The following is a 23,973-nucleotide window of genomic DNA, read 5'->3' on the forward strand; positions in this document are numbered from 1 at the left end:
GTCAGGTATCGCGGACCACGTCCTCGACGTGGGTCTCGGGCAGCCAGCCCCGCCACACGGGGTGCCGCATCCGGCCCGACGGCGTCCACTCGGTGAAGCTCACCTCACACACCATGAGGGGCTCCACCCAGTGGGCGCCGCGGGCGTCCAGGCTGGGGACGTCCGCCAGCGGCGGGTCGGGGCGCTCGATCTCGCCCAGGACCTGTTGGGCCACCCGCAACGCCTCGTCGCTGAAGCCGGAGCCGGCCTTGCCGATGTAGGTCAGGTGGTCCCCCTCGTTGACGGCCAGCAGCAGCGACCCGAGGCTCCCCGCCCGCGAGTTCTGGCCCGGCGCCCAGCCCACGACGATGGCGTCCTGGCTGAGGACGTGCTTGACCTTCAGCCAAGTCCTGGCGCGCTTGCCGCCCTGGTAGACGCTGCTGATCTTCTTGGCGATCACTCCTTCGAGCCCGAGGTCCCGGCTGACGGCGAGCGCCACGCCGGAGTCGGTGCCGAGCGTGTCTGGCACGTGGACGTGTCGCCCGCCCTTGCCGACGAGCGCCTCGAGCCGCTCCCGACGCTCCTTCCACGGCTTACGCAGGAGGGACTCGCCGTCGAGGTGCAGCAGGTCGAAGACCATGTAGTGGGCGGTCCCCGGTGAGGCGCTGTGCTTCTGGAGCAGCTCGAAGTGGGACACCCCGTGCTCGTCGAGGGCGACGATCTCCCCGTCGAGCACCACCTCGTGGCCCTGCAGCAGGGTGGCGACCTCGGCGAGTTCGGGGAACTGCGCAGTGAGGTCCTGGCCGTTGCGACTCTTGAGGCTGAACGCGCCCCGTGCTGCCCGCGCGATGCCGCGGTACCCGTCCCACTTGATCTCGTAGTGCCATCCCGGGCCGTCCAGCTCGGTCTCCCTGGCCGGGGTGGCGAGCATCGGTTCGGGTTCGGGCAGTCCGCGCAGCTCGGCACCGGGCTCCCGCGCCGCGCGCTCGTCCTCGAGCTCCACCACCGGGGCTGCGGTCCCAACCTCGTCCGAGTGGCCCGAGCCGTCGTCGGCCATGAGGTGGATCAGCCAGTTCTTCTGGTCGCCGCCCAGCTTGGTGGCGAGCAGCGCGTAGCGGCGGGGCACGCCACCGAGGCCTCCGGTGGGCTGGCCGGTGAGGGTGGCGATCACCTCCTTGCCGTCGCGCCACTTCTCGAGCGAGTAGGTGCCGTGGTCCCAGATCGTCACGACGCCGCCGCCGTACTCCCCCTTGGGGATCCGCCCCTCGAAGGTGGCGTACGACAGTGGGTGGTCCTCGGTCTGTACGGCGAGGTGGTTCTTGTCCCCGTCCAGCGGCGGGCCCTTGGGGACTGCCCAGGACACGAGCACGCCGTCGCGCTCGAGGCGGAAGTCGTAGTGGAGGCGGCGGGCGTGGTGCTCCTGGATCACGAAGGTGTTGCCCGGGCCGGGCTCTGGTGGCTCATCCGGGACGGGCTCGGGCGTCTTCCCGGCGTCGCGCATCGAGCGGTACGTGCGCAGCCGGTCCCCGGAGCGACCGACGTTGTCAGGCAGCAGCCTCGCCAGTGGGTCGCCGCCGGAGCTGAGCCGCTCCAGCACCTCGGTGAACTCGAGCTGGCGCAGGTCCTCGTCGAGCTCGTCCCACTCCCTCGGGGCCGCCACGGTGGGGTGCGAGCGTCCCCTCAGGGAGTACGGCGAGACCGTGGTCTTGTTGCCGTTGTTCTGGCTCCAGTCGAGCAGGATCTTCTTCTCGCGCAGCGCCTTCTTCATGTCGCTGACCACGAGGTCGGGGCGCAGCTTCTCCAGCTGTCGGGCGAGCTCGTGCGCGAAGTCCGAGGCACCGCGGGTGGTCATGGAGCCGTCGAGGCAGGTGTAGACGTGGATGCCCTTGCTGCCGCTGGTCACCGGCACGGAGTCGAATCCGACCCCGTGGAGGACCTCGCGGACCAGCAGCGCGAGCTCCACCAGTTGCGCGGTGGTCGAGCCGGGTCCCGGGTCCAGGTCCAGCACGAGCCGGTCCGGGTTCTGTGGCTTGAGGGCGTCGTCGTAGCGCCACTGCGGGACGTGCAGCTCGAGCGCCGCCAGCTGGCCCAGCCAGGTCAGCGTGGCGGCGTCGTCGATGAGCGGGTACGTGTTGGGGCCCGAGCTGTGCTCGATCGTGGCCGTCGTCACCCAGTCCGGAGTGGACCTGGCCTGCAGGTTCTTCTCGAAGAACGACCCTCCGGGGTTGTCGTCGGTCCCCACTCCGTTGGGCCAGCGCTTGCGGGTGGCCGGGCGGCGGCGGGCGTGCGGGACGAACCACGGGGCCACCTGCCGGTAGTAGGCGATGACCTCGCCCTTGGTGGTGCCCGTGGCCGGATAGATGACCTTGTCGACGTTGGTGACTCGCAGCCGTCTGCCGTCCACCTCAACCTGTGTCGCGCCGCTGGATGCCAATGCGATCCCCTCTTCCCCAGTGAATCTTGCCTGCTCGACCCGGCCTTGTCAGTGAGTTCGTGACACTCGCGGCGGTAGGCTCGTGGATCGTGCAAGAGCCATACCGCTACGAGACACTGCCGCTCGACACCCCGGACGAGGACCCGCGCTGGGCGGAGTACCTGGACATCTTCAGGCTCGGGTTCCTCGACAAGCGCGCCAGCGCCGAGGGCCTCGGGATCTACCGCCGGTCGCGCCGCGCCGACCGGTCCACCCTGGGCATGGTCACCACCGAGGGTCCCGGTCTGGAGGGCCGACGGCCGGTGGGTGCGTTCGTGAGTGCCCCCTTCACCCTCAACGACGGCGCAGGTCTTGTCGACGCGCTGGTGATCAACACCATCGCCGTGCGGCCCAGCCACCGCCGCCGCGGCATCCTGTCCGCGATGATGCGCGCCCACCTCGACGCGGCGATCGACGACGGCACGGCGCTGGCCGTCCTCACCGCGAGTGAGGCCACCATCTACGGCCGCTTCGGTTTCGGAGTCGCCACCCGCACCCCCACCATCGAGGTGGACACCGCCAGGATGAGGTTCCGCGACGACGTCGCCGTCGCCCCCGGCTCCGTCGAGTTCGTCGACCCCTCGTTCCTGCTGCCTCACCACGAGCGGATCAGGCTCGCACACCAGGCCCGCTACCGCGGCGCCGGCGGCATCCAGGAGGCGCACCGCCTCGTCGACACCGGCGCCTGGGACACTGAGGAGGAGTCCGCGTCGCGGGCACTGCGGGCCGTCGTCCACTTCGACTCCGGCGGCGTGCCCGACGGGTTCGCCACCTTCAAGCACGACGGCTGGGACAACTCGCCCATCAACACCACCGTGCGGATGCTGTGCTCCCCCGACCCCGCCATCGACCGCGCGCTCTGGCAGGCACTGGCCGCGACAGACCTCGTCGAGCGCCTCACCTACGGGATGTCCCACCCGGCCGAGCCGCTGCGCGCAGCACTGGCCGACCCGTGGGCGGTGAAGCAGAAGGACGCCGGGGACGCGGTCTGGCTCCGGGTACTCGACCTGCCGCGCGCCGTCGCCGGCCGCGGGTTCGAGGGCGACGGCGAGGTGTTGGTGTCGCTGACCGACGCCCTGGGCTACTGCGCCGGCACTTGGCGGCTCAGCGTCCAGCGTGGGCACGGCACCGCCGTGCCCAGCACGTCCGACGCCGAGGTGTCCCTGGACGTCAGTACCCTGGCCCGCATCTGGCTGGGCGACCGCAGCGCCGCCGAACTGGCCTGGGCCGGTCTGGTGCGCGGGTCGTCCGAGGACGTGGCGCGGCTGTCGCGGATCTTCGCGACGGTCGAGCCGCCCGTGAACCTCGCCAAGTTCTGACCCACGGGGCTTTGCTGGCACCTAGGCTCGGGGCATGAGCCAGACACCAGACATGAAGCCCCGCTCCCGCGACGTCACCGACGGACTCGAGAAGACAGCCGCCCGCGGCATGCTCCGCGCGGTGGGCATGGGCGACGATGACTGGGACAAGCCCCAGATCGGGGTGGCTTCTTCCTGGAACGAGATCACGCCCTGCAACCTCTCCCTCGACCGGTTGGCCAAGGCCTCAAAGGAGGGGGTGCGCGCAGGCGGCGGGTACCCGCTCGAGTTCGGCACCATCTCGGTCTCCGACGGCATCTCCATGGGCCACGAGGGAATGCACTTCTCCCTCGTCTCGCGCGAGGTGATCGCCGACTCGGTGGAGACCGTGATGATGGCCGAACGCCTCGACGGCGCAGTGCTGCTCGCCGGCTGCGACAAGTCGTTGCCCGGGATGCTGATGGCGGCCGCACGCCTGGACCTGGCGGCGGTGTTCCTGTACGCCGGCTCCACGCTGCCCGGCAGGCTCGACGGCGAGGACGTCACCATCATCGACGCCTTCGAGGCGGTGGGCGCCTGCCTGGCGGGCCGGATGACCCGGGAACAGGTGGACCGGGTCGAGCGCGCCATCTGCCCGGGCGAGGGCGCCTGCGGCGGCATGTACACGGCCAACACCATGGCCTCGGTGGGCGAGGCGCTCGGGATGTCGCTGCCCGGCTCCGCGGCTCCCCCGGCACCGGACCGTCGCCGCGACAAGTACGCCATCGCCTCCGGCGAGGCCGTCGTGGAAATGATCCGCAAGGGCATCACCGCCCGCGACATCATGACCATGGACGCCTTCGAGAACGCCATCGCCGTCGTCATGGCGCTGGGCGGGTCCACCAACGCGGTGCTCCACCTCCTCGCCATCGCCCGCGAGGCGGACGTCCCACTGAGCATCGACGACTTCAACCGCATCGGGGAGAAGGTCCCGCATCTGGGAGACCTCAAGCCCTTCGGCAAGTACGTCATGACCGACGTCGACCGCGTCGGTGGCATCCCCATGGTCATGAAGGCGCTGCTGGAGGCGGGCCTGATGCACGGCGACGCGCTGACCGTCACCGGCAGGACGCTCGCCGAGAACCTCGCCGACATCGCCCCGCCCGAGATCGACGGCGACGTGATCCACACCCTCGACAACGCCATCCACCGCACGGGCGGGATCACGATCCTGAAGGGCTCGCTGGCCCCCGAGGGCGCCGTGGTGAAGTCCGCCGGCTTCGACAACGACGTCTTCGCGGGCACGGCCAGGGTCTTCGACGGCGAACGCGCCGCCCTGGACGCACTGGCCGAGGGCCGCATCGTCGCGGGAGACGTGGTCGTGATCCGCTACGAGGGTCCCAAGGGCGGCCCCGGGATGCGGGAGATGCTGGCCATCACCGGCGCCATCAAAGGGGCCGGCCTGGGCAAGGACGTGCTCCTGATCACCGACGGCCGGTTCTCCGGTGGCACCACCGGCCTGTGTGTCGGACACATCGCCCCCGAGGCGGTGGACGCCGGCCCGATCGCATTCGTCCGCGACGGAGACACGATCACCCTCGACGTCGCCAACCGGACCCTCGACCTCGGGGTGGGGGCCGACGAACTCCTGTCGCGCGGCGACGGCTGGATGCCGCACCCGCCCAAGTACACCCGCGGGGTGCTCGGGAAGTACGCGAAGGTCGTCCAGTCCGCCGCGCACGGGGCGATCACGAGCTGACCGGGGTCAGACCTCGGCGTTCCACCGGATGACGGCCGGGTTCTCCTTCTCGTAGCCCAGCAGGCTGAGCGTGCCGGTCTCGAGCGGGAAGTGCTTGGCCGTCGCGATGGGCAGGCCCAGCCAGACCATCGTGAAAGCGCGCAGGGAGTGGCCGTGGGCGAAGACGATGGCGTCCTCCGGGCCGGAGTCACGGATCCGCTCCACCACGCGGGAGAGCCGGGCCGAGACGTCGGCCTCGGTCTCGCCGGGGTCGTAGCCGTCGCGCTCGAACTGAGGCGCGCCGTGGCTCCAGATCCGCCAGCCGGGAATCTTCTCGCGGATCTGGGGAGAGGTCAGCCCCTCCCCCGGCCCGTAGGCCCACTCGACGAGGTCCTCGTCGAGTTCCGGGGTGAAGCCGGCGATCTCCGCGGTCTCCGAGGCTCGGCGCCTGGGGCTGGACAGCACGAGGCCGAACTCGCGCCCGGCCAGCGCTGCGCCCACCCGCTGGGCGTCGTCGCGTCCCTTCGCGAGCAGCGGGAGGTCGGTGACCGAGGTGTGCTGCCCCGACTCGGACCACTCGGTGGCTCCGTGCCGGGCCAGCCAGACCCTCGTGCGCTTGTCCATGGTCAGAAGTCTACAATGTGGCCACGATGTCCTCGGCGGCCCCTGTGATCGCCTCCGTCAGCGTCGGGTGCGCGCATTCGCTCCCTGATGGGTGTCGGTCGCGACTGTCCGTGAGCCGTGCTCAGCGCATGGTCGGGTTCCCCACCCAGAGCTTGATCTTCAGTCGGCGCTCCTCGACGACGAGGCACTCGGCGTGGCCCCGGCTCACCTCCAGCCTGTCACCCTGCCGGCAGGTGTATTCCTGCCCCGCGACGTGGAAGGCCGCTACGTCGTCCGTCACACCGTTGAAGTCGTAGATGTCCTCTAAGTCGTTGCCCGACTTCTCCGGGTCGATGAAGAACGGGAGCCGTACCGTCTCACTGTGGCCGTCGCTCGTGGTGTCGATCACGCACTCCGCGTACCTCGCCGTCGCGCCCCTGCACGACGAGTTCTGCTGGTTGCACGCCGCGAGCGAGCCCGCCACCACCACGACCCCGATCAGCGCGGCCATCCGTCGTCGTTTGACCACCAAGGTCCCCCGTCGTCCGTGCTGGTCAGTAGTTGATCATGTGGCCGCCGATGCCGTGGGCGGCCTCCTTCATGGCCTCCGACAGCGTCGGGTGCGCGTGGATGTTGCGGGCGATCTCGTCGGTGGTCAGGTCGTAGGCCTGCGCCAGGGTGAGCTCGGGCAGCAGCTCGGTGACGTCGGGACCGATCATGTGCGCGCCGAGGATCTCGTTGTAGCGGGCGTCGGCCACGATCTTGACGAAGCCGTTGCCGTCGCCGAGGCCCCAGGCCTTGCCGTTGGCGGCGAATGGGAACTTGGAGACCTTGACCTCGAAGCCCTTGTCCTTGGCCTGCTGCTCGGAGTAGCCGAAGGACGCCACCTGCGGCTGGGAGTAGGTGGCGCGCGGGATCATGTCGTAGTTGATGGGCTGGGTCTCCACGCCGGCGATGGTCTCGGCGGCGACGATCCCCTGGGCCTCGGCGGCGTGGGCCAGCATCATCTTGCCGGTGCAGTCGCCGACGGCGTAGATGTTCTCGACGTTGGTGCGCATGAAGTCGTCGATCCCGACGGCGCCGCGTTCGGTCAGCTCGACACCGAGGTTCTCGAGGCCGTAGCCGTCGATGCGGGGTGCAAAACCGATGGCCGACAGGAAGCGGCTGGCCTCGAGGACCTGCTGCTCGCCGCTGTCGGAGGGGCTGACGGTGACCTTGACGCCGGAGCCGGTGTCCTCGATGCTCTCCACCTTCGTGGACGTGAGCACCTTGATGCCGAGCTTCTTGTAGGCCTTCGCGAGCTCCTTGGAGATCTCGCTGTCCTCGGTGGGGACCATCCGGTCGAGGAACTCGACGATGGTGACGTCCACCCCGTAGCTGTTGAGCACGTAGGCGAACTCGGTCCCGATCGCGCCGGAACCGCCGATGATGATGGACTCGGGGACGGACTCCTCGAGGATCTGCTCCTCGTAGGTGACGACGTTCTCGGAGACCTCGGTGCCCGGCAGCATCCGGGTGGTGGCGCCGGCCGCGATGATGGCGTTGGCGAACGTGACGTTCTGCTCGGACCCGTTGTCGTCGGCCACCTTGATCGTGTTGGCGTCGACGAACGTGCCCCAGCCGTTGAACTCCTGGATCTTGTTCTTCTTCATCAGGAAGTGGATGCCCTTGGTCATCCGCTCCGAGACGGCCCGGCTGCGCTGGTAGGCCTTGCGGTAGTCGAAGGAGACCTTGCCCTCGACCTCGAGCCCGAACACGTCGGCCTCGTGGTTGACGATGTGTGCGATCTCCGCGTTCCGGAGAAGGGACTTGGTGGGGATGCAGCCCACGTTCAGGCAGACACCGCCCCAGTACTTCTTCTCGACGATCGCGGTCTTCAGGCCGAGCTGGGCGGCACGAATGGCCGCCACGTAACCACCGGGACCGGCACCAACAACAACTACGTCAAAATCGTGGGTCATGGGAGCCACTCTAGTCCCCCTCAAACCTGCATGTGACACCGACGGACACATCAGAATCGGGTTTATCTCAGATATGAGATACAGTGGCCCGATGAGCGCAACCAGTCAGTCCCTAGGAATCATGATCCGCGAGGCCCGCACCTCGCGCGGGTGGTCCCAGCAGCGGCTGGCCGATGCAGTCGGGACCGCGCAGAGCGCGGTCCACCGGATCGAGAACGGCCAGCAGAACCTCTCGCTGAACATGATCGGACGCCTCGCGGAGGCACTCGACATGCCGCTGATCCAGACCGCGACCGCCGGCCAGATGAACTTCGAGATCCAGGGCCCCACCCAGCTCTCGGGCGAGATAGAGGTCCGCACCTCCAAGAACGCCGCGGTCGCGCTGCTGTGCGCCAGCATGCTCAACCGGGGCCGCACCGTCCTGCGTGGCATCGCCCGCATCGAGGAGGTCGACCGGATCTGTGAGGTGCTCGAGTCCCTCGGGGTCCAGATGACCTGGACCGGCGACGGTGGCGACCTCGAACTGGTCCGCCCCGAGACGCTGTCCTGGGAGACCATCGACCAGCGGGCGGCCCGCCGCACGCGCAGCATCCTGATGTTCCTGGGCCCCCTCATGCACGACTATGACGAGTTCAAGCTCCCCTACGCCGGCGGCTGTGACCTCGGCGCACGCACCGTCCACCCCCACATGTCCGCCCTGCGCCGATTCGGGCTGGGCGTCGAGGCCACCGAGGGGCACTACCACGCCACCGTGGACCGCGACACGATGACCGAGCGCCACGTCACCCTGGTGGAGCGCGGCGACACCGTCACCGAGAACGCGCTGATGGCCGCGGCCCGTACCCCCGGAGTCACGGTGCTGCGCAACGCCTCGGGCAACTACATGGTGCAGGACCTCTGCTTCTTCCTGCAGCGCCTGGGCGTCCGGATCGAGGGCGTCGGCACCACGACCCTGCGCGTCGAGGGCGTCCGCGACATCGACGTCGACGTGGAGTACCACATCTCCGAGGACCCGATCGAGGCCATGAGCCTGCTGACCGCCGGGATAGTCACCAACTCCGAGATCACCGTGCGCCGTTGCCCCATCGAGTTCCTGGAGGTGGAGTTCGCGGTGCTGGAGGAGATGGGCCAACGCATGACCCTCTCCCCCGAGTACACGAGCCGCAACGGTCGCTCCCGGCTGGTCGACGTCACCGTCCACCCCTCGAAGCTGGTGGCACCGCTGGACAAGATCCACCCGATGCCGTTCCCCGGGCTCAACATCGACAACCTCCCGTTCTTCGCGGTGATCTGCGCGATGGCGGAGGGCCAGTCGATCATCTACGACTGGGTCTACGACAACCGCGCCATCCACCTGAAGAAGCTGGCCGACTTGGGCGCCAACGTGACCCTGATGGACGCGCACCGGCTCATGATCATCGGCCCCACCAGCTGGCGCGGCCGCGACATCGAGTGCCCGCCCGCGCTGCGCCCGTCGGTGTGCCTGCTGCTGGCCGCAATGGCCGCCCGCGGCACCACGAACCTGACCGACGTCTACGTCATCAACCGGGGCTACGAGGACCTGCCCCAGCGCCTCAACAAGCTCGGTGCGAAGATCAACGTCTTCTGGGGCGAGAAGGCCTGATCCTCAGCGCAGCGGCGTGGCCTCGAAGCGATGCTTCGGGGCCACGATGCTTTCCTGGGCCGCCACCAGCTGCAGCTCCGGCTCGCCGCTGAGCGCCGTCGTCTCGAGGATGGAGTAGACCACTGAGGCCGTCATCGCGAGGCTCCCGGCCAGGTCACCCGACTTCAGCCAGTGCGCCAGGAACACGGCGGTGGTGAGGTCGCCGGACCCGACGAAGCCGCGGTCCAGCAGCGGGGTCTCGACGAGGTGGGCACCGTCGGGCCCGACCGCCAGCATCCGCATCACGCCGGCCTGCATGTCGGCACCCACCACCGAGGTGACCAGCACGTGCCTCGGGCCGCGCGCACGCAGCTCGTTGGCGGCGGACAGCACCTCGGAGAGGGTCCCGGTGGTGCGACCGGTCAGGTACTCGAGCTCGAACAGGTTAGGCGTCATGATGTCGGCGACGGGCACCACGTGGTCCCGCATGAACTCCGGGATGCCGGGGGCGCAGAAGAAGCCGCGGCCGACGTCGCCCATCACCGGGTCCGCGCAGAACACTGCCTCCGGGTTGCGCGACTTGACCAGCGCCGCCGCGTCGACGATCACCTGTCCCATCTCCGGGGAGCCCTGGTAGCCGGCCAGCAGCGCGTCCACCCGGTCCAGCACCTGGCGCTCGTCGATGCCACGCACCACGTCGGCGACGTCCGCGGCCGGGATCAGCGGGCCCCGCCAGGCGCCATAGCCGGTGTGGTTGCTGAAGTTGACCGTGTAGACGGGCCACACGTCGACCCCGCTGCGTTGTAGTGGGAACACGGCGGAGGAGTTGCCCGCATGGCCGTAGGCAACGGCCGACTGGATCGAGAGAACCGTACGCATTCCACAAAGTGTGGCACCGCCTGCCCGGATGGGCATAATGGCGTCCATGCTTTCCGAACCGGATGGTTTCCTCTCCCACGGCTTCACTGCCATGGCCCACCGGGGCGGCGCCCTCCTGTCCGAGAACCTGGGCATCGAGAACACCCTGGACGCGTTCCGCAACGCGGTCGCACTCGGCTACCAGTACCTCGAGACCGACGTGCACGCCACCCGCGACGGCGTGCTCGTCGCCTTCCACGACGTGAACCTCGTTCGTGTGACCGACACCGACGCCGACATCTCCCAACTCACCTTCGCCCAGCTGCGCGAGCTGCGGGTGGGCGGCCGGGCAGCCATCCCCACCGTCGACGAACTGTTCGAGGAGTTCCCGGACTGCCGCATCAACCTGGACCTCAAGGCGGACGCGGCAACCCACCTGCTGGTGGAGGCGATCCGCAGACACAAGGCCGAACATCGCGTGTGCGTCGGTTCCTTCTCCTGCGCGCGCCTGCAGCGGTTCCGGCGCAGGCTCCCGGGTGTGACGACTTCGTTCGCCCCCGCCGAGGTGGCGACGATGCTGCTGGGCCTCCACCGACGCAGCCCCGGCGGCGCACCGCGGGTCTACCAGGTGCCCCTGACATACCGGTTCGGTCCCGCCACGGTGAACGTCGTCACGCCGCAGCGGATCCGCGCCCTCCACGACGCCGGACGCAAGATCCACGTGTGGACGATCGATGACCCGTTGGTGATGCACGAGCTCATCGACTGGGGCGTCGACGGCATCATCACGGACCGTCCCGATGTGCTCAAAGGCGTACTGACGAGCCGGGGTATGTGGTCTACTCGGAACTGATGGGGCACACCGTTCGTTGATCCAGCAGGAGGGAGACGACTATGGCTGATCGTGCACTGAGAGGCGTCGGACTGGGCGCCAAGAGCTTCGAGGACGAACAGGGAATTGAGTTCGCCGATCGAAACCAGATCGGGTTCGACTGCCCCAAGGGCCACCACTTCGAGGTGACCTTCGCCCTGGAGGCTGAGCTGCCCACGGAGTGGGAGTGCAAGAAGTGCGGCCTGATGGCCGTGCGCTCCGACGGGTCCGTCGGGGAGGAGAAGGAGACCAAGCCGCAGCGCACCCACTGGGACATGCTGCGGGAGCGTCGCTCCATCCCCGAGCTCGAGGAGATCCTGGACGAGCAGCTGGAGAAGCTGCGCGACCCCGGGAAGCCCTAGCGCTCCTCCTCGGGCCGCCCGATCTCGGGCGCTTCCGGGGGAGCGTCATCATCATCGACGACCTCGCCCCTGATCACCTGTGATCCGGGCGGGGTCGTCTTCGTCGTCCTGGTCATCGCCCGCCCGGCCCACCTGCCCAGCCCGGCCCGCACCAGGGGTCGGGTGAACGGCAGCAGCAGCGACAGGCCGATGACGTCGGTGATGAATCCCGGCATGATGAGCAGCAGCCCGCCGATGACCACCAGCACCGCGTCGGCGGCACGCCCCGGCGGCAGGGCACCCGTGCGAACGGACTCCGCCAGGTTGCCCCAGGCACGACGCCACTCCCGTTGCAGGAGGAACACCCCCACGAGCGTGGTTGCGAACAGCAGCGCCAGCGTCCACCACCCGAGCTGGTTGGAGACCCAGATCAGTGCTGCGATCTCGGCGAAGACGAGCAGCAGGAACGGCACCACCACGAGCAGGATCCCCCACCTGCTCAGGACGCGGGGGCCAGCCTCAGACATGGCGCCTGCGCCGCCCCAGCAGCCCCCCGACGAAGCTCCCGAGTTGGCGGGCCCGGTGGTCCACTCCCCACAGCGCGGTGCGAATCATGGCCTCGATCACGATTCCTCTGCTCATCTTCGAGTCGCCGAACTCGCGCTCGACGAACTCGATGGGGACCTCGACCACCTTGTAGCCCTTCTTGACGGCACGCCAGGCCAGGTCGACCTGGAAGCAGTATCCGGCGCTTGCCACCTCGTCGAGGCCGATGCCACGCAGTGTCTCGGCACGGAACGCGTTGAAGCCGCCGGTGGCGTCCTTGAGGTCGATCCCGAGCCACAGGCGGGTCCACAGGTTGCCGCCGCGGGACAGGATCTCGCGCGACTTGGGCCAGTTCACGACGCTGCCTCCCCTGACCCAGCGGGATCCCTTGACCATGTCCGCGTTCTCGAGGGCCTTCAGGAGGAGCGGCAGCTGCTCGGGCTGGTGGGAGCCGTCGGCGTCGTGCTCGACGAGGACGCCGTAGCCGGCGTCGAGCCCCCAGTGGAAGCCGGCGAGGTAGGCGGCGCCCAGTCCCTCCTTGCCCTTGCGGTGCATGACGTGGACGTGCTCGTCGTCGGCCGCGAGCCTGTCGGCCACCTCGCCGGTGCCGTCGGGCGAGTTGTCGTCCGCGATCAGGACGTGGGCCTCCGGCACCGAGGTGCGCAACCGTCGGGTGATGCTCTCGACGTTCTGGGCCTCGTTGTAGGTCGGGATGATCACCAGAACCTTGCCCAGCGGCGGGTAGTCCGTCATTGCGTGCTTCCAATCGGTTGTTCGGAGTTGTCCATCCTACCGGGGCGCCTGCGTCCGCCCCGGGTAGCCACAGCGTAGAGGGTGCCACCGAGTGCCGCAGCGGAGACGACGAGCGCCAGCCACGGGCTGAGCGTGACCGCCAGGTTCGTGTTGGTGCGCAGCGGCACGGTGAACGTCCGGTGCGCGGAGGTGAGCTCCTCGGTCGTTCCGCTGAGCTCGCCGTCGACGTCCACCAGGCCGGAGATGCCGTTGATGGTGGAGACGATGACCTCGCGTCCGGTCTCGAGTGCCCTGATCCGGTTGAGCGCGGTCTGCTGCGGCACCTCGAAGGTGCCCGCGTAGGTGTTGGTGTTGCTCTGCGAGACCAGCACCTGCGCCCCGCCCCGGACCGTGTCGTAGCTGGTGGAGTCCCACGCCAGCTCGAAGCAGATCATGGTTCCGACGCGCAGGTACTCGAAGGCGTCCGTGGGGGCGTCGACGACGCCGGGACCCTCGCCGGGGATGGACTGGCGTCCGATCTGCTCGAGGACCGGGAGCCGCGGCAGCAGGAACTCCCGGAACGGGATCCACTCCCCGAAGGGCACCAGGTTGCGCTTGTCGTAGCGGTCCCCCGGACCGGTCTCTGGGTGCCACCACAGGCTCGAGGTCTGCCGCGAGTCCGGGACCGGACCGTCCATGACTGCACCGACGAAGATGGGTACCCCGGCGAGCCGGACCGCGGTCTCGATCTGTTCCCGGGTGGTGTCGTCGGCGATCGGGTCGATGTCGGTCGCGTTCTCCGGCCACAGGATGAAGTCCAGCTCGCCGCCGCGCGCCCGTTCCTCGGCGAGCAGGAACACGGTCTCGCTGAGGTGGTTGGCTGTGACGGACCGGGCATAGGTCCCGGTCCCCTTCTCGGCCCGGTTCACGTTGCCCTGGACGACGCCGACCGTGACGTGCTGCTCGGGCTCGGCGTGCGGCACGAGGGTGAGGGCTGCACCGACCAGGAAGACGGCCAGGCCGCCGGCGGTGGCACGCAGGCGCAGCCCCCGGTCGACGACGGCCAGCAGCAGCAGGTTGGCGCCGAGCGCCAACAGGAACGTGACCCCCGCCGAGCCCACCCAGGCGAACCAGCCCGCGATCGGCTGGTCCAGGCCGGTGTAGGCGAGCCGGATCCAGGGGAAGCCCCCGAACGGGAAGGAGCCGGCAGCGGTCTCGACACCCACCCAGGCGGCCGGCACCAGGAACACCCAGGCCCGGGTGCGGGTGAGCAGGGCGACGACGATCCCGAGCACGAGGAACCACAGCGACATGAAGGCGACCAGCGCGACGGCCACGGGGACGCCCAGCACCGAGATCCAGTGGATGGTCAGGGCGTTGAGCGCGAGGCCGGCGAGGAGCCCGTGCACCGCTGCGCTCCCGGCGCTGCGCCCGGCCAGCAGCCAGGTGAACAGCGCGACGCCGACGAGGGTTGCGGGCCAGACTCCCATGGGTGCGAATCCGAGGCCGATGAGGAGTCCCGTGACGACTGCCATCGGCAGGGACAGGAGCCTGGTCATTCCAGGGGTGGGGAGCGGCGACACGCGCGCCAGCCTACCCGGGGCGCGGTGTGACACGATTGGCCGGTGAGCACCTTGATGGTCTTCGACACCTCGTACCTGTACTTCCGTGCCTTCTTCGGGGTGCCCTCCTCGATGCGGGCGCCCGACGGCAGCCCCATCAACGCGGTCAAGGGCCTGCTCGACTCGATCGCCCGCCTCGTGGACCAGTACCGCCCCGACCTCGTGGCGTGCGCCTGGGACGACGACTGGCGGCCCGAGTGGCGAACCGAGCTGATCCCTTCCTACAAGGCCCACCGGGTCGTCGAGGAGGTGCCCGCCGGGATCGACCAGGAGGAGACGCCCGACGAGCTCGCGCAGCAGGTGCCGGTGATCCGGGACGTGCTCCAGCAGCTCGGGCTCGCAGTCATCGGGGCCGCGCGGCACGAGGCCGACGACGTCCTCGCCTCGCTCGCCGCCCAGCACTCCGGCCGCAGCCTGGTGGTGACGGGTGACCGGGACCTGTTCCAGTTGGTGGATGACGACATCTCCGTGGTCTACGTCGGCCGCGGGGTTGCCAAGCACGAGATGGTCGACGACGACTGGCTGGTCACCAAGTACGACCTGCCGGCCAACCGCTACGTCGACCTCGCCGTCCTGCGCGGCGACCCCTCCGACGGCCTGCCCGGGGTCAAGGGCGTCGGGGAGAAGTCAGCGGCGAAGCTGCTGAAGCAGTTCGGTTCCCTCACCGAGCTCGTGGAGGCCGCCGTGACCGGAACCGGCGTCATGCCACCGGCCACCCGCGCCCGCATCGTGGAGGGTGCCGAGTACATCCTCAAGGCCGAGGTGGTGGTCGAGGTGGTGAAGGACCTGGAGCTCCCGCCGCCCACGGCCCTGCCGCTGGACGTGCCGGAGGCCACGGCCGAGGCCATCCAGGCCCGGCTCGGGCTCGGCGGGACGATGGACCGGATCGTGGCCGCGCTGGCTCAGCGGGGGGCGTGAAGCAGGTAGACGGCCGAGCTGGCGAACGCATTCGCAGCCAGCCAGCCCAGCTTGTGTGCGTGCCCCTGCTCGTCGAGCGGGATCCGACGGTCCACCTGCAGGTCGAGGCTCTGGAAGAGGGGCTCCAGGTCGGCCAGTGAGGTGTAGTGGATGTTCGGCGTGTCGTACCACTCGAACGGCAGGTCCTTCGACATCGGCATCCGACCGCCCAGCAGCCGGAACCGGTTGCGCCAGTGCGCGAAGTTCGGCATCGAGACCACGCTGTGAACCGCGATCCGTGCGATCTGCCTGAGCACCTCGCGCGGCTTGTACACGTTCTGCAGGGTGCGCGACAGCACCACGATGTCGTAGGAGTCGTCGCCGAACTCGTCCAGCTGCGTGTTCAGGTCCAGCTCGATGACGTTGACGCCAGCGCGGATGGCCGCGGTCAGCTCCACGGGATCCATCTCCACTCCGGTGCCGGTGCAGCCCTTGCGTTCGAGCAGCTTCAGGAGCTCGCCGTCGCCACAGCCGAGGTCGAGCACGCGGGAACGCTCGGGGATCAGGCGGGAGATCAGTTGGAGGTCGGGGCGCAGCTGGTGGATCATGCGGCAGCACGCTCCATGAAGGCGGAGATGGTGCGGTGGTAGTCGTCGATGGTCAGCAGGAAGCTGTCGTGGCCCCACGGCGAGGAGATCTCCCGGAAGGACGTGGGGACGCGCGCGCCCTCCAGGTGCCGCACGATGCGGCGCGAGTGCTCGGTGGAGAACCGCCAGTCGGTGTCGAAGCTGACAACCAGCACCTTGGCGGGGTCGGCGGCGAGGGCTGCAGTCGCATCGGGCGTCGCGAACGGGTCGAAGTAGTCCATCACCCGCGTCAGGTACAGGTAGCTCAGCGCGTCGAAGCGGGACAGGAAGGAGTTGCCCTGGTGCTCCAGGTAGCTCTCGACGGCGAAGTCGACGCCGAAGTTGTGGCCCAGCTCCCCCGACTGCGCCTCGCGGCCGAACTTCGACTGGAAGCCGTCCTCGGACAGGTAGGTGATGTGCGCCATCATCCGAGCCACGCTGAGCCCCTTGTCCGGTGAGGTGCCCTGCGCCTGGAAGGCACCGTCGCGGAACTCCGGGTCGCGCATGATCGCCTGCCGACCCACCGCCGAGAACGCGATGTTCTGCGCGGTCAACCGGGACGAGGCAGCGATCACGATCGCGTTGTCCACCTCAGAGGGATGCGTGAGGATCCACTCCAGCACCTGCATCCCGCCCAGCGAGCCGCCGACGAGCGCGGCCCAGCGCTCGATGCCGAGGTGCTCACCGAGGCGACGGTGGACCGTAACGAAGTCCGACATCGCGAGCAGGGGGAAGTCCAGCCCGTACGGCTCGCCGGTGGCCGGGTTGGTGGACGAGGGTCCGGTGGTGCCCTGGCAGCCGCCGAGCAGGTTGGGGCAGACCACGAACCAGACGTCGGTGTCGATGGGCTTGCCCGGGCCGATCAAGGTGTCCCACCAGCCGGGCCGCTTGTCGCCGGGGCGTCTGCCCGCAGCGTGCGCGTCCCCGGTCAGGGCGTGGCAGATGAACACCGCGTTGGTGCGCTCGGCGTTCAGGGTGCCGTAGGTCTCGTACCGGACGGACACCTCTGCCATCGTCGCGCCACTGCGCAGGCGCAGCGGATGCTCGGCCGTGAACAGGAGTGCATCGTGACAAGAGGTTTCCACCCGGCCATTGTGTCAGGCGATGCCGACGCCCAGCAGGCTGCCCACCAGCCACGTGGCGGCCAGGGCCAGGATGCCGCCGACGACGACGCGCACCACCGCCCGGCGCACCGGGGAGTTGCCCAGCCGTGCGCCGGCACCACCCGTGAGCCCGAGCGCCACCACGGCGGCCAGGAAGGTCACGGGGATGCGCCAGTCCACGGGCGTGAGGAGGATCGTGGCCACCGGCAGCGCCGCGCCGGCCACGAAGGAGATGCCCGAGGCCAGCGCGGCGTGACCGGGGCTGACGACCTCGTCCTCGGCGAAGTGGTACTCGACGCTGAGGTGGGCGGCCATGGCGTCGCGCTGGCTGAGTTCGCTCGAGACGAGCTCGGCGGTGGCGGGGCTCAGACCCTGTGCGGCCACCACCTCCCGCAACCGGTCCCGGGCGTGCTCGGGCCGCTCACGCAACTCGTCGCGCAGCCGACGGATGATCGTGCGCTGCGAGTCCGCAGCGCTGGAGACCGAGACGTACTCCCCCAGCGCCATCGAAAGTGCCCCGGCGACCACCGCGGCCACGCCGGCGAGCAGCACGGGGACGAACGCGTCCGTGGCCGCTGCCACGCCGACCACGGTGGCCGCGACGGAGACGATTCCGTCGTTGGCCCCCAGCACCCCGGCGCGGAGCCAGTTCAGGCGCTCGGCGAGTGGCCTCGAACCAAGCGGTCGGTCGTTGCCCTTCTTCGCCAGTTGCGTCGTCATGCCCCAACGATGCCACCGCGGGAGGGGCGCGGCAAGGAAGACTAGGCTTCCCTACCCCGCCTGACTAGGGGCTTTACGCAGAAACCCCGGCCAGTGCCTGCTCCAGATCCGCGATCAGGTCCTCCACGTTCTCGATGCCCACGGACAGCCGGACCAGTTCCGGGGCCACCCCGGCCGCGACCAGCTCCTCGTCGGAGAGCTGGGAGTGCGTGGTGGTGGCGTTGTGGATCACCAGGGACTTGGCGTCGCCGATGTTGGCGAGGTGGCTGAACAGCGTGAGCGACTCGACGAACTTCGCACCGGCCTCGCGGCCGGCCTTGAGCCCGAAGGAGACCAGGCCACCGAAGTAGCCCTCCTTCAGCACGCGCTTGGCGATCTCGTGGCTGGGGCTGGACTCGAGTCCGGGGTAGTTCACCCAGGACACGGCGTCGTGGCCCTCGAGGTACTGGGCGATCCGCAGCGCGTTGTCGCTGTGGCGCTCCATCCGCAGGTGCAGCGTCTCGAGGCCCTGCAGCATCAGCCACGAGTTCAGCGGTGCGATGGCGGCGCCGGTGTTGCGCAGCAGCACGGTGCGGGCACGGATGATGTAGGCCGCGGCGCCGGCGGCCTCGGTCCACACGACGCCGTGGTAGGCGCCGTCGGGCTGGGTCAGCCCGGGGAAGCGGTCGGCGTGCGCTGCCCAGTCGAACTTGCCGGAGTCGACGATGATGCCGCCGATGCTGGTGCCGTGGCCGCCGATGTACTTGGTGGCGGCGTGCACGACGACGTCGGCTCCGTGGTCGAAGCCGCGGGTCAGGTAGGGCGTGGGCACGGTGTTGTCCAGGATGAACGGCAGCCCGAGCTCGTGCGCGGCGTCGGACCAGGCCTTGATGTCGATCACGTTGATGGCGGGGTTGCCGACCGTCTCGCCGAAGACCAGCTTGGTCTTCTCGTCGACGTGCTGGGCGAGGTCCTCGGGCTTGGACGGATCGACGAAGCGGACCTCGATGCCGAACTGCGCCAGGGTGTGGGCGAACAGCGCGTAGGTGCCGCCGTAGAGCGTGGAGAGGGCGACGAAGTTGTCACCGGCGTAGGTCAGGTTCAGCACTGCGTAGGTGACCGCGGAGGAGCCCGAGGCGGTCGCCAGTGCGCCGATGCCACCCTCGAGAGCGTTCACGCGCTGCTCGAACACGTCCTGCGTCGGGTTCATGATGCGGGTGTAGATGTTGCCGGGCTTGCGCAGCGCGAACAGGTCCGCGGCGTGCTCGGTGTCGTCGAACACGTAGGACGTGGTCTGGTAGATCGGGACGGCCCGGGAGTTGGTCGCCGGGTCCGCGGACTCCTGGCCTGCCTGGACGGCGAGCGTTTCAGGACGGTACGTCATTGTGCTCCTTGGAGAGGTTGGGTCGGACGCTGGAAAGACTAGCGAGCTTCCACAGCTGCAACCCCGGCGTCCACCCGGCTATTCCCCGCTAGGCGGACTCGCGCACGACGAGCTCGGTGGGCAGCGTGACGTGGCGCAGTTCACCGCCCCGGATCAGTGCGACGAGCACCTCGACCATCTGCTGCGAGAGCGTCTTCCACGGCTGGCGCATCGTGGTCAGGGGCGGGTGGTTGCGGGCCGCCAGCCCGGAGTCGTCGAAGCCAGCCACCGCCACGTCGGCGGGGACTGCGACACCCGCGGCGTCCAGGGCACCGATGGCACCCACCGCCATGAGGTCGTTGGCGGCAAAGACCGCGTCGAAGTCCCGGCCCGAAGCCAGCAGCTCCCCCATGGCGCGCCGGCCCGAGGCGCGGCTGTAGTCACCCTGCACCACCAGATCGGGGTCGAAGTGGTCCCCCATGGCTTCCCGGAACCCCTCCAGCCGGAAATGTCCGCCGGGCGTGTCCGGCGGGCCTGCGATCATGGCGATCCGTTGGTGGCCGCGCCCCAGCAGGTACTCGGTCATCGTCCTGGCCGAGCCCGATTCGTCCACCGAGACCGAGGAGACCGCTGTCTCGTGACCCAACGGCAGCCCGCAGGCGACGAGCGGCAGCTTGTGGTCCAGCAGCGACGGCAGCAGTGGGTCCTGCTCGTGGGAGGAGATCAGCATCACTCCGTCGACGTGGCCCGCGCTCAGGTAGCGCTCCACGCTCTCCCGCTCCCGCTGCGTCCCGGCCACCAGCAGCACGAGGGTCATGGAGTGTTCGGCCATGGCCTCGGCGATGTCGCGCAGCAGCAGGGAGAAGGTGGGGTCCGCGAACAGGAGTTGGTACTCCTCCGTGAGGAGGAACGCGACCGAGTCCGTCCGCCCCGTGGCGAGGCTGCGGGCATGGGCGTTCACCTTGTAGCCGGTCGTCCGGATGGCCTCCTCGACGGCCGAGCGGGCCTGCGGCGAGACCCAGTTCGCACCGTTCATCACCCGGGAGACGGTGGCGTACGACACGCCCGCAGCCTTGGCCACCTCGCGGATCGTGGGTTTGCGGCCACCGCTGCCGCCTGGACTCGTCGTCATGGGCTTGACTCTAGTTGGATTCGGCGACAAGCTTGATTGTAAACGGTTACAGTTCCATAACGTACTGCAAGTTTGCATTGATTTTCGCAAATTTACTGAGCATGATGTGTGGAACCGGCACAATCGGCATCAACGAACGATGGAGTGGCATGACCCAGATCGCAGCTTGGCCCGCAGTGCAGGGGTTGTCCTACGGCGGTGACTACAACCCCGAGCAGTGGTCCCGCGACGTCTGGGACACCGACGTGCGGCTGATGCGCGAGGCCGGGGTGAACCTCGTGAGCGTCGGCATCTTCTCCTGGGGCCTCCTGGAGGTCACCGAGGGCGAGTTCGACTTCGGATGGCTCGACGAACTGCTCGACCTGCTCCACGCCAACGGGATCGCCGTGGACCTGGGCACCCCCACAGCCTCCCCGCCGGCCTGGTTCTTCGCGAACCACCCCGATGCCCGAGTCGTCACCCGCGAGGGCACCGTGCTGGGTTTCGGCTCCCGGGGAATGGCATCGCACTCGCACCCGGCCTACCAGCGCGCCGCCGTCAACATCGCGAGCCGGCTCGCGCAGCGCTACGGCCAGCATCCCGCAGTCGTCATGTGGCACGTCCACAACGAGTACGGGGTGCCGGTGGGCGAGGACTACTCCCCCGCGGCCGTCGCCGCCTTCCGAGCCTGGCTGCGGGCCCGTTACGGATCCCTAGATGCCCTCAACGACGCCTGGGGCACCGCCTTCTGGGGCCAGACCTATCGTGAGTGGGGCCATGTCGGCGCGCCGGCGGCCACCCCCACCACGGTCAACCCGTCCCAGAAGCTCGACTTCGCCCGCTTCACCGACGACGCCCTGCTGCAGCGCTTCGTCGCCGAGCGCGACGCCATCCGTGAGCACGCCTCCCAGCCCGTCACCACCAACTTCATGGCCAACCAGAGCTGGACCACCAACCTGTGGCGCTGGGGGCGGGAGGTCGACGTCGTCGCCGACGACCACTACCTGTGGGCCGCGGATCCGGAGGCACACATCGGCCTGGCCATCGCCGCGGACCTCAGCCGATCGGTCGGTGGCGGCGCGCCGTGGATGCTGATGGAGCACTCCACGTCAGCCGTGAACTGGCAGCCGCGCAACGTGGCGAAGCGGCCGAACGAGATGGCGCGGAACGCCTTCGCGCACCTCGGCCGCGGCGCCGACGCGATCATGTTCTTCCAGTGGCGCGCCTCCCGCAAGGGCGCGGAGAAATTCCACTCCGCGATGCTGCCGCACGCCGGCACGTCGTCCCGCGTCTGGCGCGAAGTCGTCGACCTCGGCGCCAAGCTCGGCACGCTCTCGGACATCCGGTCCTCGCGGGTGCGCGCCGACGTCGCCATCCTCTGGGACTTCGAGTCCATGTGGGCGCAGGACCTCGAGTGGCGTCCCTCCACCGACGTCAGCCACAACGAGCGGATTCGGGCGTTCTATGAGCGGCTGTGGCGCGACGGCATCACGGTCGACTTCGCCCTGCCCGGCCAGGACCTCTCCGGCTACCGCCTCGTCATCGCCCCCGCGCAGTACCTGCTGACCGAGTCCGACGCCGCCAACCTGAACTCGTGGGTGGCCGACGGTGGCACCCTGCTGGTCTCCTTCTTCTCCGGAATCGTCGACGAGCACGACTGCGTGCACGATGATGGCTACATGGCACCCCTGCGGGACTCGCTCGGCGTGGTGGTGGAGGAGTTCCTCCCCCTGCGCGAGGGGGTCACGTCCACCCTTGAGTGGCTGGGCGAGGGTGTCCCGGAGCTGGTGGCCGACGTCTGGCACGAGGACCTCCGGGTCCACGGCGCCCAGGTCCGCGCCACCTACGTCGACGGCCCCGGAGCCGGCATGCCGGCCATCACGCGGAACACCCACGGCAGCGGGACCGGCTGGTACGTCAGTACCCGGCTCGACCCCGATTCCCTGGCCGTCGTGATGCACGAGGTCTACGCCGATGCGGGGCTGGCCCCGCTCGGCCTGCCCGACGGCGTGGAGCTCGTCACCCGCAGGGGCGACGAGGCCGACTTCACCGTCGTCATCAACCACGGCGCCTCCCCGGCGGAGATCCCGCTGCACGGCGTCGAGCTCGTCTCCGGTGCACCCACCGGTGGCGTACTGCGGATCGCGGAGGGCGACGTAGCCGTCGTCCGTACCGATCGCGGAAACAACCCGTCGACGGAGCACTCCGGCTCCGGCGAAACCCGGTCGATCCCGACCACCCTGTGAAAGGAATGAAAATGCGCAAGCCACTCGCTCTCGGGGCGCTCGTGCTGTCGTCGGCGTTGCTGATCGTCGGCTGCACCGCGGACACCGAGCCCGACACGACTCCCACCGACACCGCCGTCGAGGAGACCACCGCCGCCGAGGAGACCACCGCGGCCGAGGAGACGGAGGGCACCGAGCCCGGCGCCGCCGGAGCCATCACCATCTGGACCGACGCCGAGCGCCAGGACGCGATCCAGGCAGAGGCCGACAAGTTCGCGGCCGACACCGGCGCCACCGTCGAGGTGGTCCAGAAGAACTTCGAGGACCTCCGCAACGACTTCATCGCCCAGGTGCCCACCGGTGAGGGCCCGGACATCACCGTCGGCGCCCACGACTGGCTCGGCGCCCTCGTGACCGCCGGCGTCGTCGACACCGTCGACCTCGGAGCCACCACCGGTAACTTCGAGTCCGTTGCGCTCGAGGCCTTCACCTACGACGGCCAGCTCTACGCCCTGCCGTACTCCCTCGAGACCGTCGCGCTGATCCAGAACGTCGACCTCGTCGGCGAAGAGGCCCCGGCCACATGGGACGACATGGTGGCCGCGGCCGAGGCCGCAGGTGCCGAGCGTCCGATCGCCATCAACACCGCCGGCGAGACCGGTGACGCCTACACCATGTACGGCTTCCAGACCTCCTTCGGCGCCCCCGTGTTCGTCCAGGACGACAGCGGCTCCTACACCACCGAGGTGGGCATGGGCGGCGAGGCCGGCGAGGCATTCGCCCAGTGGCTCTACGACAACGGCGCCAGCGGCACCGGCTACATCTCCACCACCGTCGACTACGACATCAACAACGAGCTGTTCAACTCCGGGACCGCCGCCTACACCATCCAGGGACCGTGGGCCATCTCCTCCTTCCCGGACGTCAACCTCAAGGTGAACCCGATCCCCTCGGCCGGCGGCGAGCCCGCTGCACCGTTCGTGGGCGTGCAGGGCTTCTACCTGAGCTCGCAGAGCCAGAACGCACTGCTGGCCACGGACTTCCTGGTCAACTACCTCGGTTCCGAAGAGGGCCAGCAGGCCCTCTACGAGGCCGACCCCCGCATCCCCGCACTGTCCGCGATCGCCGATTCCGTCTCCGACGACCCGATCATCGCCGGCTTCCTCGCCTCCTCGCAGAACGGCGTCCCGATGCCGTCGATCCCCGAGATGGGTGCCGTGTGGGACTTCTGGAACGCTGCCCAGGTCCAGATCATCAACGGCGCCGACCCGGCGACCACCTGGAACACGATGATTGACAACCTCAACGCCGAGCTGAACGGCTGACGAGTCAAAACCCCGGTGGT

The 23,973-nt window shown here is 69.1% G+C and carries 21 protein-coding genes; 8 read left to right on the forward strand and 13 right to left on the reverse strand.

Translation table 11 applies throughout. The features are described from left to right. Position 1 precedes the first annotated feature (1 nt). Positions 2-2,413: an ATP-dependent DNA ligase gene (locus FOJ82_RS12000; RefSeq protein ID WP_143938735.1), complete on the reverse strand. Its 2,412-nt coding sequence runs from the start codon at positions 2,411-2,413 to the stop codon at positions 2-4. 89 nt (positions 2,414-2,502) lie between these two features. On the opposite strand from FOJ82_RS12000, the gene FOJ82_RS12005 reads away from it, so the two are divergent. Beyond that, on the forward strand, positions 2,503-3,771 hold the full coding sequence (locus tag FOJ82_RS12005) for a GNAT family N-acetyltransferase (protein WP_143938736.1): 1,269 nt from the start codon (positions 2,503-2,505) through the stop codon (positions 3,769-3,771). A gap of 34 nt (positions 3,772-3,805) precedes the next feature. Beyond that, positions 3,806-5,488, forward strand: coding sequence for a dihydroxy-acid dehydratase (gene ilvD / locus FOJ82_RS12010; RefSeq protein ID WP_143938737.1), 1,683 nt, complete (start codon positions 3,806-3,808; stop codon positions 5,486-5,488). Between the two features lie 6 nt (positions 5,489-5,494). Here the strand turns inward: ilvD and FOJ82_RS12015 are convergent, their stop codons facing one another. From FOJ82_RS12015 to lpdA, 3 genes are all read right to left on the reverse strand, one after another. Continuing rightward, on the reverse strand, positions 5,495-6,091 hold the full coding sequence (locus FOJ82_RS12015; RefSeq protein ID WP_143938738.1) for a histidine phosphatase family protein: 597 nt from the start codon (positions 6,089-6,091) through the stop codon (positions 5,495-5,497). A 121-nt stretch (positions 6,092-6,212) separates the two neighbouring features. Next, a complete protein-coding gene (locus FOJ82_RS12020) occupies positions 6,213-6,599 on the reverse strand; it encodes a hypothetical protein (protein WP_143938739.1) in 387 nt (128 codons plus the stop codon). A gap of 25 nt (positions 6,600-6,624) precedes the next feature. Further along, positions 6,625-8,031 carry a dihydrolipoyl dehydrogenase gene (gene lpdA, locus FOJ82_RS12025; protein WP_143938740.1) on the reverse strand — a complete coding sequence of 469 codons (1,407 nt, stop codon included), beginning with the start codon at positions 8,029-8,031 and terminating at the stop codon, positions 6,625-6,627. A gap of 91 nt (positions 8,032-8,122) precedes the next feature. On the opposite strand from lpdA, the gene FOJ82_RS12030 reads away from it, so the two are divergent. Continuing rightward, entirely contained in the window at positions 8,123-9,655 is a 1,533-nt protein-coding gene (locus tag FOJ82_RS12030; RefSeq protein ID WP_143938741.1) for a helix-turn-helix domain-containing protein, read from the forward strand. A gap of 3 nt (positions 9,656-9,658) precedes the next feature. Here the strand turns inward: FOJ82_RS12030 and pdxY are convergent, their stop codons facing one another. Beyond that, entirely contained in the window at positions 9,659-10,513 is an 855-nt protein-coding gene (gene pdxY / locus FOJ82_RS12035; protein WP_143938742.1) for a pyridoxal kinase PdxY, read from the reverse strand. 46 nt (positions 10,514-10,559) lie between these two features. Between pdxY and FOJ82_RS12040 the strand changes: the two genes are divergently transcribed. Together FOJ82_RS12040 and FOJ82_RS12045 are read left to right on the forward strand one after the other, a co-directional pair. Further along, entirely contained in the window at positions 10,560-11,345 is a 786-nt protein-coding gene (locus FOJ82_RS12040) for a glycerophosphodiester phosphodiesterase family protein (RefSeq protein WP_143938743.1), read from the forward strand. Positions 11,346-11,386: 41 nt separating this feature from the next. Then, a complete protein-coding gene (locus tag FOJ82_RS12045; RefSeq protein ID WP_143938744.1) occupies positions 11,387-11,725 on the forward strand; it encodes an RNA polymerase-binding protein RbpA in 339 nt (112 codons plus the stop codon). On the opposite strand, the gene FOJ82_RS12050 is transcribed toward FOJ82_RS12045, so the two are convergent. Genes FOJ82_RS12050 through lnt form a run of 3 tightly spaced genes read right to left on the reverse strand, consistent with a single transcriptional unit; the run spans position 11,722 to position 14,565 of the window. Next, entirely contained in the window at positions 11,722-12,231 is a 510-nt protein-coding gene (locus FOJ82_RS12050; protein WP_143938745.1) for an FxsA family protein, read from the reverse strand. The two genes, FOJ82_RS12045 and FOJ82_RS12050, sit on opposite strands and share 4 nt — an antisense overlap. Then, complete coding sequence (locus FOJ82_RS12055; RefSeq protein WP_143938746.1) at positions 12,224-13,003, reverse strand: polyprenol monophosphomannose synthase; 780 nt, start codon at positions 13,001-13,003, stop codon at positions 12,224-12,226. The genes FOJ82_RS12050 and FOJ82_RS12055 overlap by 8 nt, the downstream gene beginning before the upstream one ends. Next, positions 13,000-14,565: an apolipoprotein N-acyltransferase gene (gene lnt / locus FOJ82_RS12060; RefSeq protein WP_143938747.1), complete on the reverse strand. Its 1,566-nt coding sequence runs from the start codon at positions 14,563-14,565 to the stop codon at positions 13,000-13,002. Before lnt ends, FOJ82_RS12055 begins: the two co-directional genes overlap by 4 nt. 42 nt (positions 14,566-14,607) lie before the next feature. Here lnt and FOJ82_RS12065 point away from each other — a divergent pair, with 42 nt between their 5' ends. Continuing rightward, positions 14,608-15,522, forward strand: coding sequence for a 5'-3' exonuclease (locus FOJ82_RS12065; RefSeq protein ID WP_246099865.1), 915 nt, complete (start codon positions 14,608-14,610; stop codon positions 15,520-15,522). Here the strand turns inward: FOJ82_RS12065 and metW are convergent. The 5 genes from metW to FOJ82_RS12090 all read right to left on the reverse strand — a co-directional run bounded on the left by metW (position 15,507) and on the right by FOJ82_RS12090 (position 20,424). Continuing rightward, positions 15,507-16,109, reverse strand: a complete 603-nt coding sequence (metW, locus tag FOJ82_RS12070) for a methionine biosynthesis protein MetW (protein WP_143938748.1) — start codon at positions 16,107-16,109, stop codon at positions 15,507-15,509. The genes FOJ82_RS12065 and metW overlap by 16 nt on opposite strands. Further along, positions 16,106-17,212, reverse strand: coding sequence for a homoserine O-acetyltransferase MetX (gene metX / locus FOJ82_RS12075; protein ID WP_143938749.1), 1,107 nt, complete (start codon positions 17,210-17,212; stop codon positions 16,106-16,108). The genes metW and metX overlap by 4 nt, the downstream gene beginning before the upstream one ends. 12 nt (positions 17,213-17,224) lie before the next feature. Beyond that, the gene (locus FOJ82_RS12080; protein ID WP_143938750.1) at positions 17,225-17,950 is read right to left on the reverse strand and encodes a VIT1/CCC1 transporter family protein; all 726 of its coding nucleotides are present in this window, start codon (positions 17,948-17,950) and stop codon (positions 17,225-17,227) included. A gap of 73 nt (positions 17,951-18,023) precedes the next feature. Beyond that, positions 18,024-19,313: an O-acetylhomoserine aminocarboxypropyltransferase/cysteine synthase family protein gene (locus tag FOJ82_RS12085; protein WP_143938751.1), complete on the reverse strand. Its 1,290-nt coding sequence runs from the start codon at positions 19,311-19,313 to the stop codon at positions 18,024-18,026. 88 nt (positions 19,314-19,401) lie between these two features. Then, entirely contained in the window at positions 19,402-20,424 is a 1,023-nt protein-coding gene (locus FOJ82_RS12090; RefSeq protein ID WP_143938752.1) for a LacI family DNA-binding transcriptional regulator, read from the reverse strand. Between the two features lie 149 nt (positions 20,425-20,573). On the opposite strand from FOJ82_RS12090, the gene FOJ82_RS12095 reads away from it, so the two are divergent. Beyond that, on the forward strand, positions 20,574-22,649 hold the full coding sequence (locus FOJ82_RS12095; protein ID WP_143938753.1) for a beta-galactosidase: 2,076 nt from the start codon (positions 20,574-20,576) through the stop codon (positions 22,647-22,649). A gap of 11 nt (positions 22,650-22,660) precedes the next feature. Continuing rightward, the gene (locus FOJ82_RS12100; protein ID WP_143938754.1) at positions 22,661-23,953 is read left to right on the forward strand and encodes a sugar ABC transporter substrate-binding protein; all 1,293 of its coding nucleotides are present in this window, start codon (positions 22,661-22,663) and stop codon (positions 23,951-23,953) included. Positions 23,954-23,973 lie beyond the last annotated feature (20 nt).

It is taken from the genome of Tessaracoccus rhinocerotis, assembly GCF_007197885.1.
In the GTDB taxonomy this organism is placed as follows: domain Bacteria; phylum Actinomycetota; class Actinomycetes; order Propionibacteriales; family Propionibacteriaceae; genus Arachnia; species Arachnia rhinocerotis.